General features: G+C 65.5%; 13 protein-coding genes. 4 read left to right on the forward strand and 9 right to left on the reverse strand.

Features of this window, described 5'->3' with window-relative positions:
• The 8 genes from HY699_12870 to HY699_12905 all read right to left on the reverse strand — a co-directional run.
• A partial coding sequence (locus tag HY699_12870) for a Cys-Gln thioester bond-forming surface protein (protein ID MBI4516697.1) occupies positions 1-2,595 on the reverse strand: 2,595 nt, incomplete at its 3' end.
• Between the two features lie 28 nt (positions 2,596-2,623).
• On the reverse strand, positions 2,624-2,893 hold the full coding sequence (locus HY699_12875) for a hypothetical protein (GenBank protein ID MBI4516698.1): 270 nt from the start codon (positions 2,891-2,893) through the stop codon (positions 2,624-2,626).
• Between the two features lie 34 nt (positions 2,894-2,927).
• Positions 2,928-3,287 carry a Franean1_4349 family RiPP gene (locus tag HY699_12880; GenBank protein ID MBI4516699.1) on the reverse strand — a complete coding sequence of 120 codons (360 nt, stop codon included), beginning with the start codon at positions 3,285-3,287 and terminating at the stop codon, positions 2,928-2,930.
• 80 nt (positions 3,288-3,367) lie between these two features.
• Positions 3,368-3,682 (reverse strand): Franean1_4349 family RiPP, encoded by a 315-nt coding sequence (locus HY699_12885; protein MBI4516700.1) that lies wholly within the window; start codon positions 3,680-3,682, stop codon positions 3,368-3,370.
• Positions 3,683-3,936: 254 nt separating this feature from the next.
• On the reverse strand, positions 3,937-5,118 hold the full coding sequence (locus tag HY699_12890) for a DUF1329 domain-containing protein (protein ID MBI4516701.1): 1,182 nt from the start codon (positions 5,116-5,118) through the stop codon (positions 3,937-3,939).
• A gap of 218 nt (positions 5,119-5,336) precedes the next feature.
• The gene (locus tag HY699_12895) at positions 5,337-7,025 is read right to left on the reverse strand and encodes a DUF1302 domain-containing protein (GenBank protein ID MBI4516702.1); all 1,689 of its coding nucleotides are present in this window, start codon (positions 7,023-7,025) and stop codon (positions 5,337-5,339) included.
• Between the two features lie 19 nt (positions 7,026-7,044).
• Positions 7,045-8,523, reverse strand: coding sequence for a CoA-binding protein (locus HY699_12900; protein MBI4516703.1), 1,479 nt, complete (start codon positions 8,521-8,523; stop codon positions 7,045-7,047).
• Positions 8,520-9,170 carry an acetate--CoA ligase family protein gene (locus HY699_12905; GenBank protein MBI4516704.1) on the reverse strand — a complete coding sequence of 217 codons (651 nt, stop codon included), beginning with the start codon at positions 9,168-9,170 and terminating at the stop codon, positions 8,520-8,522. Before HY699_12905 ends, HY699_12900 begins: the two co-directional genes overlap by 4 nt.
• Positions 9,171-9,300: 130 nt before the next feature.
• Here HY699_12905 and HY699_12910 point away from each other — a divergent pair, with 130 nt between their 5' ends.
• From HY699_12910 to HY699_12925, 4 genes are all read left to right on the forward strand, one after another.
• Entirely contained in the window at positions 9,301-9,969 is a 669-nt protein-coding gene (locus HY699_12910) for a hypothetical protein (protein MBI4516705.1), read from the forward strand.
• Between the two features lie 386 nt (positions 9,970-10,355).
• Entirely contained in the window at positions 10,356-11,456 is a 1,101-nt protein-coding gene (locus HY699_12915; GenBank protein MBI4516706.1) for a ketopantoate reductase family protein, read from the forward strand.
• 765 nt (positions 11,457-12,221) lie between these two features.
• Positions 12,222-12,983 carry an SDR family oxidoreductase gene (locus HY699_12920; protein MBI4516707.1) on the forward strand — a complete coding sequence of 254 codons (762 nt, stop codon included), beginning with the start codon at positions 12,222-12,224 and terminating at the stop codon, positions 12,981-12,983.
• Between the two features lie 11 nt (positions 12,984-12,994).
• Positions 12,995-13,534: a GNAT family N-acetyltransferase gene (locus tag HY699_12925; protein ID MBI4516708.1), complete on the forward strand. Its 540-nt coding sequence runs from the start codon at positions 12,995-12,997 to the stop codon at positions 13,532-13,534.
• 289 nt (positions 13,535-13,823) lie between these two features.
• Here HY699_12925 and HY699_12930 read toward each other — a convergent pair whose 3' ends face one another.
• Complete coding sequence (locus HY699_12930) at positions 13,824-15,080, reverse strand: MFS transporter (protein MBI4516709.1); 1,257 nt, start codon at positions 15,078-15,080, stop codon at positions 13,824-13,826.
• Positions 15,081-15,633: the final 553 nt, after the last annotated feature.

Below are 15,633 nucleotides of genomic sequence, written 5' to 3' on the forward strand. Positions count from 1 at the left end.
CTGCGTCGGGGTCTCGGTCGGAGCAACCAACTGATCGCAACTCGCCCCGGTGAAGCCGGCGGCGCAAGTGCAGGTGCCGCTGCCGCCAGACCCGTCACTACAGGTGCCATTGCCACTGCACACGTTGCCGGCGCCTCCCGGACACGGCTGGCAACCGGCACCGAAGTAACCTGGCAAACACTCGCTACAGTTCGCCCCGGTAAAGCCTGGAGCACAAGTGCAGCTGCCATCGCCGCTCGCGCCGTCGTTGCAAGTCCCGCCGTTCTGACAGCCACAAACTCCGCTACAGTCTGCACCGAAGAAGCCGGCCGCACACGTACAGATACCGTTGCCGGCAGCCCCGTCACTACAGGTGCCGCCGTTCTGACAGCCACACACTCCGCTACAGTCGGCACCATAGGAGCCCGGCTGGCAGGTGCAGGTCCCGCTTCCGCTCATACCATCATCGCACGTGCCCTGGCCGTTGCACGGGTTCGCCGCCCCACCCGGACAGGGCTGGCAACTTGCGCCGAAGTACCCGGCCACACACTGGCCACAGCTCGGACCGGTGAAGCCCTGAGTACACGTGCAACTACCGTCGCCGGCAGCGCCGTCGTCGCAGCTGCCGCCGTTCTGGCAGCCGCACACTCCGCTGCAATCGGCGCCATAGGTGCCCGGCTGGCAGGTGCAGGCTCCGCTTCCGCTCATACCGTCATCGCACGTGCCCCGGCCGTTGCACGGACTCGCCGCCCCACCCGGACATGACTGGCAGCTTGCACCGAAGTAACCAGCCGCACACTGGTCACAGCTCGGACCGCTGAAGCCTGGAGTACAAGCGCAGCTTCCGTCGCCGGCAGCGCCGTCGTTGCAGCTGCCGCCGTTCTGGCACGCACAAACCCCGCCGCAGTCTGCACCGAAGAAGCCGGCCGCACACGTACAGCTACCGTCGCCTGCCGCCCCGTCATTACAGGTCCCGCCGTTCTGGCAGCCACACACTCCGCTGCAATCGGCGCCATAGAAACCCGGTTGGCAGGTGCAGGCTCCGCTTCCGCTGGTGCCGTCGTCGCAGGTGCCCTGGCCGTTGCACGGACTCGCCGCCCCGCCCGGACACGGCGCGCAGGTAGCGCCGAAATAGCCCGGCAGACAACGGTTCCCGAAACTCACGGTGACCACCGAATCTGACCCGAGATCAAATTCAGACGGATTGGTCGTCGTGCTTGTCCACGCCGGCTGCAGGACTTCCGTCACCCGGTAGTGGCCGGGGGGCAGGTCTGAGAAGACCACCTGACCTCCGCCGGTAAACCCCTCCGTTAGTGGAATCCACGGGCTAGTAGGCGGTGTCAGTTGCCGCTCCAGCTTCATGCGCCAGCCGTCCAATGACACCTCGCTACCGTCTTGCACGCCGTTGCCGTTGGCGTCGCTGAACTTCAGCGCCACGATCACCGAATAGATCACGTTTCCGAATACCACCTGCTTGGCTTCACTGGTGGTGAGGGTGAAGAGCTGCGAAGCCGCGGTGGTGTTGTGCCAGTTCTGATGGCCAGGAGCGGCCGCCGGAAACACCTCATCAACGCGATAGCATCCGGCCGGGCGAACGCCGAAGCTATAGTCGCCGGTGGAGTTGGTGGAGCCGGACGCAATCTGCGTGCAACCCGAACCATCGCACGCCGCGGCGCACTCAAACAGCTGCATGGTCCAGCTGGCCAGGTTGGGCTCACCTGGGTCTTGAACGCCGTTGGCATCAGCATCGAGGAACTTGTGAGCGACGATGGTTGCCGGCGGGACCCACTGTTTGGTAGCGGTGGCCACCACAGTGGCGTTGGTTGGCGACGCCAGTACGAGCTTCTGTTTGCCGGCCACGACCGGTTCGAACACCGTCCCGGAAGGCAATTGATACGTGAACGAGGCGCTGATGTGCGCGGTGTTGGCGGTGCCCGCCGTGTTGGTAAGAGTGAAAGCAGCGCTACCGATGCTATCGGTTGTTACGGACGATGTGCTGAGCGCGCCGAAATCCGTACTGAGGCTGACAACTTGGCCCACGAGTGGCTGCCCTCCCCGGGTCACGCTCAGGGTCAGCGAGTGCACCGTCGCGTCGGGCAAAACATTAACCGCCGTCGGCGGGTCAATCGTCATGACGGGCACGTCCATTTCTGGATCAATGTTCGCAGGCACCGTGTCGATAATCTGCTGCACCCGCGCCGCGTGCGAATCGGTGGTAATAAAGCTGTCGGAGAAGTACCAGACCGCCGCCTGACGCGCGGCATTTTCGGCTCGGCTGAGCGAGTTGTCTGGCCCGAACCCGTTGTTCAGGAGCCAGGCGATCTGTGGTGTCGTCGGTCCGCCGGTATTGAAGCAGTCGCCAACACGGATACCGTTCTGCAGATTAATGCAGAACACCGGCACGTCGGTCTGACTGCCTATCTTGGCGAAAATGACCCCGGCAAATCCGGCCGAGAACGGGCTGCCGTTGAGGGAGCCGGCGACGGCTTCTCCCTTGCCGGTGCCGCTCAGCTCGCCGGAGTATCCCGTGCACGCCGCCAGCAGCCTGGAGGGGCTGGCTAAGAGGGTGATGCCGATCGCTGCCAGACTCAGAATCTGCTTTCCGCTGCTGATCATTGGATCCCCCTTTTCAGTGCCTGGCCGGCTAAGCCAGCGGCTTAGCGGCAGGCCGCGCACCCGGCGGTGCACTCGTTACTCCCAGCTGCACCATGGCGCCCGCAGGCTGCCTCTGCCGACCGGCCTCGCTCTCAGCATGCTGAGACAGCTTCGCGGGCGTCGGAGTTGGTTCGACAACGAAGCGGGCACGAGCCACGCCTTGCGGGGCGACCGCCACCACCGCCGACCACAGGACGGCAGCCGCCGCCCACATCGCCCACGCCGGCAGATTACCCACGATGCCACTGGCTTTCTTCATTTCCCCTCCACGGGTCGGCCAAGGTGCAGATCAATCAGCGGGCCGGGCGGGCGCCACGAGCCGCGCCGGTATGGTCCCGCTCATCTGCGAAACTTGCTCCTCGCGGCGACAACGCTCGCCCCTGCGGCCGCCGGTTGGAACTGTCGTCGGCCATCGCAGCGACATCACCGCGACGCATCCCATTAACGGCCGCACGAATGATCCGCGCATCGAGCCCTCGCGAGAATGCCTCGATGCGTGCTTCATCGAGGCGCGCGAGGGCTTCCAACTCACTCGGAGTAAGTTCGAATGACTGCTGCACACACGTGGCCGCCGGGTCTTCGTAAAAGACATGGCGAAACTCGCGATCCGTCAGCAATCGCCCCAGTAGTCTCTCAACGACCCGTTGGCTCATGCCGGCAGCCTCTTGTTGGTACTGCGCTCCGTGCAGGCAACGCCGCCCAAATGTCTCGCCCCCGCCATCGCCCCTCCCTTTCACTTACCCGCCCGACTCAGTCGCGGCGTCCCCCCGAGCGACGCCCGCTTCGTGCGCGGATCAGCATCGGCGCTTGCGGGCCAGGTCCAAAGATTATTGCCGCCGACCGCAGCTCGAATGATGCGCGCATCCAGCTCCCGAGCGAACCCTTCGAGGCGCCTCTCGTCGAGCCGCGTGATCGCCTCCAATTCCCCTGCGGTCAGTTCGAGCGATTGTTTCAGGCACGTCGCCGCCGGATTATCGAAGAAGACCCGGCGAAAATCGCCGTCCGTCAGCAATCGCCCCAATAAGCCTTCGACGGCCCGCTGGCTCATGTGCATTGACCCCCGGCTGTACGACATAGCAACTGCCTAGCCATGTCGTGAACAACCGCGGTGTCCGGCAAAACCTCCAACAATTCATCTGGTTGCACCCGCAGCCGGACGAAGTCAGCAAGCTAGTCCAGATGGCGGCAATGGCTGATATCCGCCACTACGGCTTCCCTCAGCCAGCCGGCTAGCTCAAGGAACCCGAGTCAACCCAAACTTGCGCACCGCCGTTTGGCGATCCTGGGTAGTTCGGTCTTCACTCAACGGCGCCCCATGGCGCGCATCTGCTCCGGGGTGAAAAACGAATCGGGCTTCACCGTGCCGAAGACGGTTGCTTCCGGCTTGAAGCTGACGTAGCGGCCCGAGGGCAGGTCGTGATGCACGGTCAGCCGTTGGACGACGCCCGGTAGATCGTAGGCAGCGACCGTCAACGCCAAGTTGGTTCGCCAAAGCACCCCTTGCCCATCGTAGGCGTCGGCCAGCACCACATTCCAGCTGTCCTCATCGACATAGAAGACTCGCCGGCCATACACGTGCGCCTGCCCTTTTCTCCGCACCGCCTCAACAATCCAAGTCCGGTGCAACTCCCAGCGCACGTAGGCGGGGTTGAGGTGGCCCGGGGCAAATATCTCCGGCGGCGCGGCGCCCGACTCTGCCTTGTAGCAGTTATAGGGGATGTAGATCTCCTGCTTGCCGACCAGGCTCCAGTCGAAGCGGTCCAGCGGTCCGTTGAACATGTACTGGTCGTCAACGCCGACGACTCCTCCCAGTTGCCGATCGGGGCTATCGTAGATGTAGTTTACGTACTGCCGCACGCGCCGCTGCCCGACCTCATACAGCCAGGCCTTGCGCCCGCCGGTGTCCTGACTGAAGTGATCCTTCGCCAGCAGGATGGTACCCTTCCAGTCGGGTGGATACACATACTGATATAGGATATCACTATAGTCGCCGCCAAATCCGTCCGCGGCTGTGGGCAACAGATAATATGGCGACCGGTGCCAGACCTCCAACTCGACGACGGGATACAGCCCGGCGTTCGACTCCATCACGAAGGTATCTGCACTCCGGCGCGACCCGGGCCCCTGCCAGCGCAGCAGGTGATTCCACACCACCTGAGCCCCGTTCTGCGGCAGCGGAAATGGGATACCGCCGTAGGCACCCGCCACCCCGTCGCCGTTGGCGCTGCCCGTTGCTCTGGTTGCGTTCTCGAAGGTGCTTTCGTACACCCACTGAGGCGCGGCGTGTGGCCGGCGGCTGGGGTAGACATTGATCCTGTAGGTGCCCGGATGCTTCATGAGCAAGGCCCGCTGCCCTGCCGATAGGTTCGCCGCATACTTCTCTGCTTGGTCGGCGGTTATCGAGAACAACACCGGATCGTTCGGGTACGGATCAGGGTATGGCGAACCCGGCCCCTTCCACCCCAACTCACCGGGTGCCGTCATGCCGCCTTGCCAAGGTGGAATCGTACCGTCGGAATTGCCTGCGCGCTCGGCTCCGAATGGGGTCAGCGCAGTCTGCAACGCCGCCGCCGCCTCGGGGGACGCGCCCGCGATCGCAGCTCGCGGCACAGACGCAGACAGGAGACCCGCCAGCACAACCGCGCCCAGCCGATTTCCCAACCTTGCTCCGCTGTCCCCTCTGTGGCGCATGGCATAACCGATCACAACGCGTACTTCAGGCTCGACGACAGGAAGCCGCGATCGAGCAGGGCATTACGCTTGGTGCCACCGACGAACTCGGTGTAGCCGATGCCGAACTTCAAGGTGTAACGATACGTGAAGTCCATTCTCACGCTGGCGCTGTTGCGGCCTTCGGCGAACGTGCCCGAGACCGAGGAGACCCCGCTGACGTGGTGGCGAAACGTTATCGGCACATTCAGATCGAGGCCCGGGAGAATCTTGAAGTACTCGAAATTGAGCGCCGCGGTGTAACCCCACGCGAACTGGTCGTTCAATAGGTCACGCGCCCCGACGCCATACAACTGGTTTAGACCGGCCTCGGTGGTCAGCGTCGTGCTCTCGGCAACCACCGATGGGCCGAAGCGATGGACCATGCCGGCTTGCGCCTGCAAGGCGTCGGCATCGTGGTAGCTGTAGCCGATGACGTTGCCCGCGTCCCGCAGCTGCACCGGGAGATGGCGGCGGTAGGAAACTTCGCCGCCGAAACTGGTCTGGCCGGTGTTCGTAGCTACACTCAGCCCGTAGAGCTGCACATGATCGGCAAAGCGAAAAAAGTAGGACGAGGTATCCGCGCGGGCAAGTTCAGCAGCGGTTTCAGGGGGCAGCCCCAAGGTGGTCCAGTCCACCACCGCCGCGCCCCCACCGAGCTGGCCGATGATCTGCGGCCCCTTGTCGTGGTAGTTGATGAAGTAGGCGCCGAACTCGGTATGGTTGAGGGCTTCTGCCAGATAGCGGACCGCAATGCCCCATTGCCCGTCGTCGCGGGGCTCGTCGTCCTGCACGCGGTCGATGGTGGCAAAGATCGTAGCCGGTGCCGGCGCGCTCACCAGGTAGTGATAGCCGCCATCGTCGAGGTAGTCGGCGCCGCCGAAATACGCGCCCGCCTCGTCGAGTCGGGTCTGCCGCCACTCCCACTGGTAATAGGTGGCAAGGGCGAGGTTATCGACCAAATCGATCTGACCATAGATCTGCGCCACCGGAATCAGGACCTCTTTGATCTCCACCCCTGGGACGTTCAGCTGGGTGGCGTCGATCGGGCTCTGGGTGGACGAAACTCCAGGAATAAACCGGCTCTCGCCCCAGCTGATTACCTGCCGGCCAGCCCTAAGCATCAAGAGGTGACCGGCCGGGCGAAACAGCCCGTAGGCGTACGCGTCCAACAGCTCAACGTCCTCGCCGTAGCGGCGCTTTACGGCGCGTGTGAAGTCGCGGTTATCGGCGAGCGGGCCGCCGTTCAACGGGCCGTTGTTATTGGTCACCGGTGAATCGTGCGAGTTGTGGCCGGAGTAGGCGAAGTCGTAGAAACCCTTGGCGCGAACGAAGGTGCCGAAATCGCCATACTGGAGGTCGGCCTCGGACACCATGGTGAAACGGTTCGAGGTCATGTCGTAACGCTTGAAGTTCCGATTGCCGTCGTCGCCGTTGAACTTCTTCAGTAGCCCCGCGTGTTGCCGTTTGAGCCGCCAGGCCGCAGCATAGGTCACGGTGGTGTCCAGGTCAGCAACGAAGTCCTCACTGATCCTGAACCGCAAGGCGTATCCCGGCCGTGGCAAGACCAGCAGCCCCAGAAGCGCAACCGCGCCGGCACCGAGAAGCAAGCGACCGCTGAAGCTGCACCGCCGCCGCCGAGCGCATTGGCGCTTCAGCGTCTCGAAGAAGCTCGCACTCATCCGCTGCTGGCCGCGATTTCTAGGTTCCACCGTGGGTGCGGCGAAACTCAGCGTACGCGCACAAGTGGGCCAGGGCAGTCACGGCGCGGTGCGCGGAGGGGTAACAAATCCGCCCTGAGGCCGCGACCGCGAGCGGGGCGGCGTTGCCGTACGCACGGTCGGTGTACACCAACTCGGTGGCGCTCAGCACGGGCTTGTTGTAGCGCTGGCTCACCGCGGCGGCGGCCTCGGCATAACGACGATCCTGCCGCTCGTGATACTCGACGATGCGATCGAGGCCATGGCCAGGGTAGAATGAGCTAGTCTTCAGGGCGTGGGCCTGGGCGGCTTGAATGCCGAGGCCGAGATAGATGACGGCATCAACGCCGTGGTGGCGCGCAATGCAGTCGAGCAGTTCCGGAATGGTCTCCCGGGTTTCGCCGCCGGCCATATCCACCGGATTGTTGCGGCTCCAGCGGGCGGGCAGCACGCGATCGATGTGGGCGCCTAAGTCGTCGGGCAGGGCAATAAGATCCAAGCCCGCCCGCACACAAGCATCGGCGCAGAGCACGCCCCAGCCCCCGGCTGCCGTCAACACCACCACGCGTTTGCCCAGCGGCAGCGGCTGGGTGGCGAAGGTGGCAGCCACCTCGTACGCCTCTTCCACCGATTGGGCGCGGCGAATCCCGACCTGGCGCGCCACGCCGGCAAAAACGCGATCGTCCGAGGCCAGTGAACCCGTGTGGCTCGACGCCGCCCGCTGCCCCTGCCCAGTCGCCCCGCCCTTGAGCACCACCAGCGGTTTGCGCCGCGTAAAGGCCAGCGCCCGCTCGGCGAAATCACGGCCGTTACGCAGCCCTTCGACGTAGACCAAAGCGACCGCGGTGTCGGGGTCTTCGCCGAAGTACTCGATATAGTCAGCGATTCCGAGCGCCGCCGCATTACCCGCGGAAATCCCCTTGCTGAACCCCACGCCGGTCAACTGCCCGTAATTCATGAACGACGAAAGAATGTTGCCGCTCTGGCTGACCGCTGAAATCCGGCCAGGTGGTGGATACGGTGGCACAATCTGTGCGCACATGCCGGCGCCGGTCGAGATCAGTCCCTGCCCGTTCGGGCCGGCAAGCAAGATGCCCAGAGCGTCAGCGGTGCGCACCAATTCGCGCTCAGCGGCAGCCCCCTCAGCCCCGGATTCGGAATAGCCACCGGAGACCACGAACGCGGCCCGCACGCCGATGCGCGCACAAGCTTGAAGCACCGCGACGTTGGCCGCCGCCGGCGTGCAGATGAAGGCCAGGTCCGCACGCCCCGGCGGCACCGCCGCTAGATCGCGATACGTCGGCCGCTCCAGTATCGTCGCGCCCTCGCGGTTGACCGGAAACAGTTCTCCCTTGAAGCCATAGCGCAACAGACTGTGCAGCGCAGCAAAGCCGAACTTCCCCGGATGCGCCGAAACGCCTGGAATAACGATGCCGCGCGGATAGAACAGCGCGCCGAAACGATCGCGCAAGGAACTCACGACTCGGCCACCTCGATCAGCGCGTCAACGGCCACCGGCTTGCCGGCGGCAATGATCAACGGGTTGATGTCGAGCGAACGGACCGCCGGCCGCTCCAGCCCGAGACGGCCCACGCCAATCAACACTTGGCTGAGCGCCTCGCGATCCACCGGCGGCTCGCCGCGAAAGGCACTGAGCACGTGACTCGCTTTCAGCTCGGCAATCATGTCGCTGCCCTCAGCGGAGTTAAGCGGCGCCATGCGGAACACCACATCGCGCAACGCTTCGGCGAGAATGCCGCCGAGGCCCAACATCACGCAGGGGCCGAACTGGGGATCGCGAACCATTCCGACGATGATCTCCCGGCGCCCGCTAACCATCGCCTGCACCAGCAGCCCCACCTCGCCATCCTGCGGGCGGCGCCGGCCCAATAACTCCTGCGCCGCGGCCTCAACCGCGACCTCATCAACAAGGTTGAGACGAACCAAGTTGCGCTCGGTCTTGTGCGCAATCGCGCCGCCACACAGCTTGAGCGCAACGGGGAAGCCGATCTCGGCCGCGGCCGCGAGCGCATCCTGCGCCGCCGGCACGAGGGCCTCGCGCACCGTCGGAACACCGTACTCGCGCAACACCCGTTTCGATTCGTACTCGGACAGCGTGTGGGCCATCGGCGGTTCACTTACGGAAGCGCGCCGGCTAATACAAGTTGCCTGCGGCCGGCGCCTTTGGTAGACATGCCGCACCCAGTAGACGTGTTTGAACGTTGAGAACGGGCGCGTTCGGGCACGGGGAGGATGTGTGCGAACGCGACTGGTAATCATCGGCACGGCCTTGCTCAACGTTGCGCTGCTCGCTTTGAGCGCCCCCGCAAGCGCGCAACGCGCCGCCGAGGCAAGGATTGCCGATCCCCAATTGGCGGCGAGCCTAGCGCACAAATCGTTGACTCTCTTGAATCAGGGCGAAGACAGCTACGAGCCGGAAGCCAAGGCCCGTTTCTACCGGGAGGGACTCGACTTGGCACGGCAGGCGGTGGCAGCTGATGATACCAACGCCGACGCCCACTTCGCCTTATTCGCCACCATGGGCCGCGTCATGCTGGCTGAAGGCGTCACGCCCAATCCGCTGAGTCTGCTCAAGGTCAATCGCGAACTCGACCGCGCGTTGGAGCTCAATCCGAAGCACTACGACGCCCTGGCCGCCAGGGGCGGCTTGTATCGCCAGCTGCCCATGCTGCTCGGGGGTAGCCTCGCCAAGGCCGAGCGCTACCTGCTAGAGGCGATCGCCAACGAGCCCAACGCCGTCGGCGCCCGCATCGAGCTGGCCCGCACCTATCAGGACATGGGCCAGGTCGAAAAAGCCATCACACCGCTTCAGCTCGCCGCGGCGCTGGCCGAGAAACAGGGCAAGCTGCGCCAGCTCAACGAGGCGAGGGCACTCCTGCGCAACCTCGACCGAGCCAAGCCATAAGCCGATTAAAGCCGCCGGCCGGGGTGTGCGACAAATTTGTGGGTAACGTGCAGCCGACCGGGCAAATCCTCACAGTCTGACAGTATTGTGTACTGTCAGGCCGAGGCCCATGGCCGAAAGGGACGCAATCTGTCATTCCCGCGAAAGCGGGAATCCACGGCACCGGCTCGCTACGACCCGCCAGCGCCAAACGCCAACTGGATTCCCGCTTTCGCGGGAATGACGGCCATAACACCGAACCACGTTACCCACGAATTTGTCGCGCACCCTGCGTCATCGTCGGCGGGCGGCCGCTCTGGTGCCGCGCGCGCGTCCCTGGTAGAAGCACGGCGGGCGCGGTTGCAAACCCCAAACTACGAGTCAGCATGACACCACGAATCCTGCTCATGGGCTGCGGCGGTATCGGCGGTATCCTCGGCGCCGCGCTGGCGCAGCAGGACTGCGGCCTGGTGGCGGTCACCCACAACGAGGCGATCGCCGCGGCTATCAACGCCCACGGCTTCGAGGTTGTCACCGGCGGCCAGCGCCAGCGGGTGCCGGGGCGCGCCCACGTCGCTATTCCTGCCGATGCCGGCCAGTTTGATTTCGTTTTCCTCGCCATGCAGCCGCCGCAAGTGGAAGAGGCCGCGCGTGCGGCGCTGCCGTTTCTCGCCCCGGCAGGCGCCATGGTCTGCTTCCAGAACGGGCTGTGCGAAGCGCGAGTGGCGCCGATCGTGGGCCCGCAGCGCACGCTGGGGGCGATCGTGGCTTGGGGCGGGTCGATGCTGCGCCCGGGAGTCTACGAACGCACCTCTGGCGGCGGCTTCGTGCTCGGCAGCTTCGAACGCCATCCCGACAACGAGGCCCGTCTGCCGGCGCTGGCGGGCGTACTGCAAGCGGTCGGGCCTACCCGCACCAGCGACAATCTCAGGGGCAGCCGCTGGAGTAAGCTGGCGATCAACTGCGCCATCAGCTCGCTCGGCACCATCGGCGGCGACCGCCTGGGGGCGTTGATGCGCTATCGTTACGCCCGCCGCCTCGGGCTGGAGCTGATGACCGAAACGGTGGCGGTGGCGCGGGCCTGCGACATCGTGCTCGAAAAAGTGTCGGGCACGATCGACCTGGAATGGGTGGCGTTGACGCCGGCTGATCTGGTCGGTCCGGGTTCGCCCTCACTGCTGGCCAAGCACGCCTTGTTGCTGGCCGTGGGCGCGAAGTTCCGCCGCCTGCGTTCGTCGATGCTGGCGGCGATCGAGCGCGGGCGCGAGCCGGCGGTCGAGTACCTCAACGGCGAGGTGCTGGCCCGCGGCCTGCGCCTGGGCGTGCCGACGCCGATCAACGCGCGCGTCCGCGCGCTCATCCACGCCCTCGCCCGGGGCGAATGCCGCCCCAGTCACGCGCTGTTACACAAGCTCTACCGCGACAGCCGCGCCGATGTCGGCCCCACCCGCCGCCGCCCCCCGCTGGGCGGCGCCGGCATCGCCATCGAAGCCGCCCCGCCGGGGTGAGCGGCGCCCACTGCAGCTACCGCCGCTTGGCGGCGGGTGCCTTTTTCGCTAAGTGCCTTGCGGCAGAAGCATGGCAACGGACACAAGATCTAGGTGGGCCGGGAGCGAGCGACTTCCTCTCCCCGCAAGGCCGTGCGGGGAGAGCGATGCCCCCACGTCTGCGACGTGGACCCTTCAAGGATGGAACTTGCCGGAACCAGACATGGCCAAGTTACAGCGGACAGCTTCAGGTCAGGGAGCAAGGGCGGAGAAAGTGCCTCCCTCTCTCCGCATGTTTTCGCGGGGAGAGGGTTGGGGTGAGGGGATCGTGCGTTTCTGCCGCCGGCGAAGGACACGAACAGTAGCCTGGAACCGGCGAACGGTTTTCAGAAGCGAGCCACTTGAGGTCGAAAGACGAACCCCTCACCCCCACCCTCTCCCCGCAGGAGATGCGGGGAGAGGGAGCAGAGTCGCAGAGATGCGGGGAGCGGCATGCGAAGCGATGCGGGTCGAGCGACGGTGCCGAGACAGCGGGCGAGTTTCAGGTCTGGGAGCGGCATGCGAAGCGATGCCGGCAGAGCGACGGCGCCGAGACGGCGGGCGAGTTTCAGGTCTGGGAGCGGAGCCGGACAGATGCCGCAAGGCGCGACGCGACCCCTTCGAGGCGGGAATGCCACTGGATCGTGCGGCGCGCCGGCGAGTAGAGGCGGCGAGTTTCAGGTCAGCGGGCGATTGCCGCACCGGCAGCGCAGGGGGAACCTGCCGGCGTGCTAAGGACGGCGAACGATGACCCCGCCCTGGTTCGATCTCACGGGCAAGACCGCGCTGGTCACAGGCGGCAGCAAGGGGCTGGGCCGCGCCATTGCCGGAGCGTTGCTGCGAGCTGGCGCCGGCGTCGCCATCGCTAGCCGCACGCAAGCCGATCTCGATCGCGCGGCCGCCGAGTTGGGCGAACACGGCGGCCGCGTGCTGCCGGTGTGTGCTGATGTCACAGATGAACCCAGCATCGACGCCCTGGTGCAGCGGGTGCTCGCGCAATGGGGGCAGATCGACATCCTGGTGAACAACGCCGGCATCGAAGGCTCGGGGGCGGTGGTCGAGATGGAGGCGAGCGACTGGGATCGGGTCATGAACGTGAACCTGCGCGGTCCCATGCTCTGCTGTAAACACGTCGGACCGCACATGATCCGGCGCCGAGCGGGCAAGGTGATCAACGTCGCCTCGGTGATGGCCGTTCGCGTCTCCCGCTACATGGCGCCCTACGCCGCCAGCAAGGCGGCGCTGGTGCAGTTCACGCGCACGCTGGCGCTGGAGTGGATCAGCCACAACATCCAGGTCAACGCCCTCTGCCCCGGCTACTTCGACACGCCGATGAACCAGGAGTTCTTCGGCAGCGACACCGGCCGCCGCGTGATCGAGCGCTTGCCCATCAAGCGCCTCGGCCAAGTCCACGAAATCGAGGGCGCCGCCGTCTTCCTCGCCTCCGGCGCCACCAGCTACATGACCGGCGCCGCCCTCTACGTCGACGGCGGCCACGCGCTGGCGTGAGCATGCCGGCCGTGCCGCGGCAGCGGACCAAGGTGGTCCTGACGACCCGCCGGCTGCTGCTACGGGAGATGGATCTCGACGGCCTCGATTTCGTCGCCGTCATGCTCGCCGACCCCGAGGTCATGCGCTTCTATCCTAAGTGCTACTCGCGCCCGGAAGCCGAGATTTGGCTGCGCCGCCAGTTGCAGCGCTACGCCGAGCACGGGCATGGCCTGTGGCTGGTGCTGGACCAGGCCAGCGGCGTGCCGTTGGGGCAGGTGGGGCTGACGGTTCAGCACCTCGACGGCGTCGATGAACCGGAGGTGGGCTACCTGATCCACCGCCCGTTTTGGCGACAGGGGTTCGCCACCGAAGCGGCGATCGCGACGCGCGACTACGCCTTCGACGCCCTCGCCCGGCCGCGGGTGATTTCGCTCGTGCGACCGGAGAACGTGCCGTCACAAGGAGTGGCGAGGAAGATGGGTATGGCGGTGGTCAAGCGCACCGTTCACGCCGCACTCGTTCACTTGGTGTTTGCGGTGGAGCGCAACAGTGCCGCGCGGTGCCGCTAGTCGATCGTGGCCTGCATCTGTCGTCCTCCTGTTCAAGCCGAAACCGATTCTGCCGCCATCGGCGGGTGTGCGACAAATCTGTGGGTAACGTGCAGCCGACCGGGCAAATCCTCACCAGTCTGACAGTACTGTGTACTGTCAGGCCGAGGCCCATGGCCGAAAGGGGACGCAATCTGTCATTCCCGCGAAAGCGGGAATCCACGGCGCCGGCTCGCTACGACCCGCCAGCGCCAAACGCCAAACTGGATTCCCGCTTTCGCGGGAATGACGGCCATAACACCGAACCACGTTACCCACAAATTTGTCGCGCACCCGCCAGCGGCGTTGGCACCGCCGGCACCGTCAGGCGCGCGAGCACCACCGCCGAGATCACAAAGCAGAGCGCGGCAATCGGGAAGAGCGCGCGATATCCCGCCGTCCACGCAAACACCGCACCTCCAAGCAACGCGCCGCCGCTCTGGAATATGTTGGTGAGTACCATGTTGATGCCGATCAGCTCACCGCGCCGTTCGGCCGGCAGCAGATCCATGAACAGTGGGCTGCCGGCCGTCATCTCGAGCACTCCCGCGATCGTGCCGGCCGCCACCGCGAGATAGAGCTGCCAGAGATTCCCGACCAGGACCCCCGTGAGCAGGTGCACCAGCCCGCCCGCCACGGTGGCCAGCAACAGCAGGCGCTTGCGGTCATAGGCATCCGCCAGTCGTCCCGCCGGCAGCGCCAGCAGTAGCCGCAGGATGCCGGCAACCGCCACCGCCAGTGACGCGTCGCCCACCGCAACGCCCAGATCGGTGGCAGCGAAGAGCGTGAAGTACGTCATCAGCATACCGCCGCCGAGATAGCGCAGCGAGGCCGACAGCAGGAACAGCACCATGGGCTCGCGCTGCGCGATCGCCCGCTTGATTTCGACCAGCGAAACGGCACCCCGCCGGCCGGCGGCGGCAAGCTCGCCCGCCGACTGACGCGGCTCCCGAATGAACAGCAGCGGCGGCACCGCGAAGAGAAGCGAGGCTAGGCCGGTAGCGTAGTACACCAGGGCAAAGTCCTTCTCCCAGAACACCTTGCCCGCCGCTTGAATGGCGATGGCGCCCAAGCCGCCGGCCAACATGAACAACGCCATCGCCCGGCCCCGCCGGGCCGGCGCTACCAGGTCGGGCACCAGCGACATCAGTGGACCGCCGCCGATCGAGGCAAACAGCGCCCGCAGCGCGAACAGTACGAGAAGCACAGCGGCAGCCGGCGCCAGCGGCAGCGCGAAGAAGACCAAGCTCGACAGCGTCACCCCCGCTACCGCATACGGGATGCGGCGGCCGAAGCGCGTGCGGCTGCGGTCGGATAAGTGCCCGAAGAACGGGTTGGCCACGGTCGAAACCAGTGGCCCTACCGCCAGCAACAAGCCAATGAGATAGCCGTTATCGGTGAATCGCCGCGCCAACGGCCCATCGAAGGTGATCATGGCCATGCGCGCGCCGAACCCGAAGGCAACCGCGACGAACAGGCGCGTGAAGCGCTGCTCCGCGCGGTCGAAACCGGCCAGCTCAGCGGCCATGCCCGTGTCCCGCCTCAGGGTTCAAGTCGCGCTCTGCGCGCAGCATCATCGGCGTCATCAAGGTTCGTCAGCGACAAGTCAAGCCCAGCGCCAAGTCCATCGCATTGACCACTATCACAGCGCGCGCGCCCCGCCAGGCCCGCCGCCACTTCAAGAACCTTGAGGTCCCCAGGTCAGCGCGGGCTCCGCCCGCAGCCCAAAGTCGAAAGTTGCTGGCAGGAATGCTCGCGCGGCGCGACGATTTCCGCAAATAGTAGATCAGGACGAGCTTGTCGAAGCGTGAGCGCGGTCTTCTTCAACGAGGGGTGTGCGACAAATCCGTGGGTCACGTGCCGCCGACCGGGGTTGTCCGTCAGCGTTGGTGGTGACGCTCAAAATACTCACCAGTCTGACAGTACTGTGTACTGTCAGGCCGAGGCCCATGGCCGAAAGGGCGCAATTTGTCATTCCCGCGAAAGCGGGAATCCACGGCACCGGCTCGCTACGACCCGCCAAACGCCAAACTGGATTCCCGCTTTCGCGGGAATGACGGCCTTTCGCGGGAATGACGGCC

Source organism: Deltaproteobacteria bacterium (assembly GCA_016210005.1).
Classification (GTDB): domain Bacteria; phylum Desulfobacterota; class Binatia; order HRBIN30; family JACQVA1; genus JACQVA1.

What these genes read in the sequence shown, in the direction of transcription:
- HY699_12875 (MBI4516698.1), bottom strand. Translation starts at nt 2,893, where the DNA reads ATGAAGAAAGCCAGTGGCATCGTGGGTAATCTGCCGGCGTGGGCGATG.
- HY699_12880 (MBI4516699.1), bottom strand. Translation starts at nt 3,287, where the DNA reads ATGAGCCAACGGGTCGTTGAGAGACTACTGGGGCGATTGCTGACGGAT.
- HY699_12885 (MBI4516700.1), bottom strand. Translation starts at nt 3,682, where the DNA reads ATGAGCCAGCGGGCCGTCGAAGGCTTATTGGGGCGATTGCTGACGGAC.
- HY699_12890 (MBI4516701.1), bottom strand. Translation starts at nt 5,118, where the DNA reads ATGACGGCACCCGGTGAGTTGGGGTGGAAGGGGCCGGGTTCGCCATAC.
- HY699_12895 (MBI4516702.1), bottom strand. Translation starts at nt 7,025, where the DNA reads ATGAGTGCGAGCTTCTTCGAGACGCTGAAGCGCCAATGCGCTCGGCGG.
- HY699_12905 (MBI4516704.1), bottom strand. Translation starts at nt 9,170, where the DNA reads ATGGCCCACACGCTGTCCGAGTACGAATCGAAACGGGTGTTGCGCGAG.
- HY699_12915 (MBI4516706.1), top strand. Translation starts at nt 10,356, where the DNA reads ATGGGCTGCGGCGGTATCGGCGGTATCCTCGGCGCCGCGCTGGCGCAG.
- HY699_12920 (MBI4516707.1), top strand. Translation starts at nt 12,222, where the DNA reads ATGACCCCGCCCTGGTTCGATCTCACGGGCAAGACCGCGCTGGTCACA.
- HY699_12930 (MBI4516709.1), bottom strand. Translation starts at nt 15,080, where the DNA reads ATGGCCGCTGAGCTGGCCGGTTTCGACCGCGCGGAGCAGCGCTTCACG.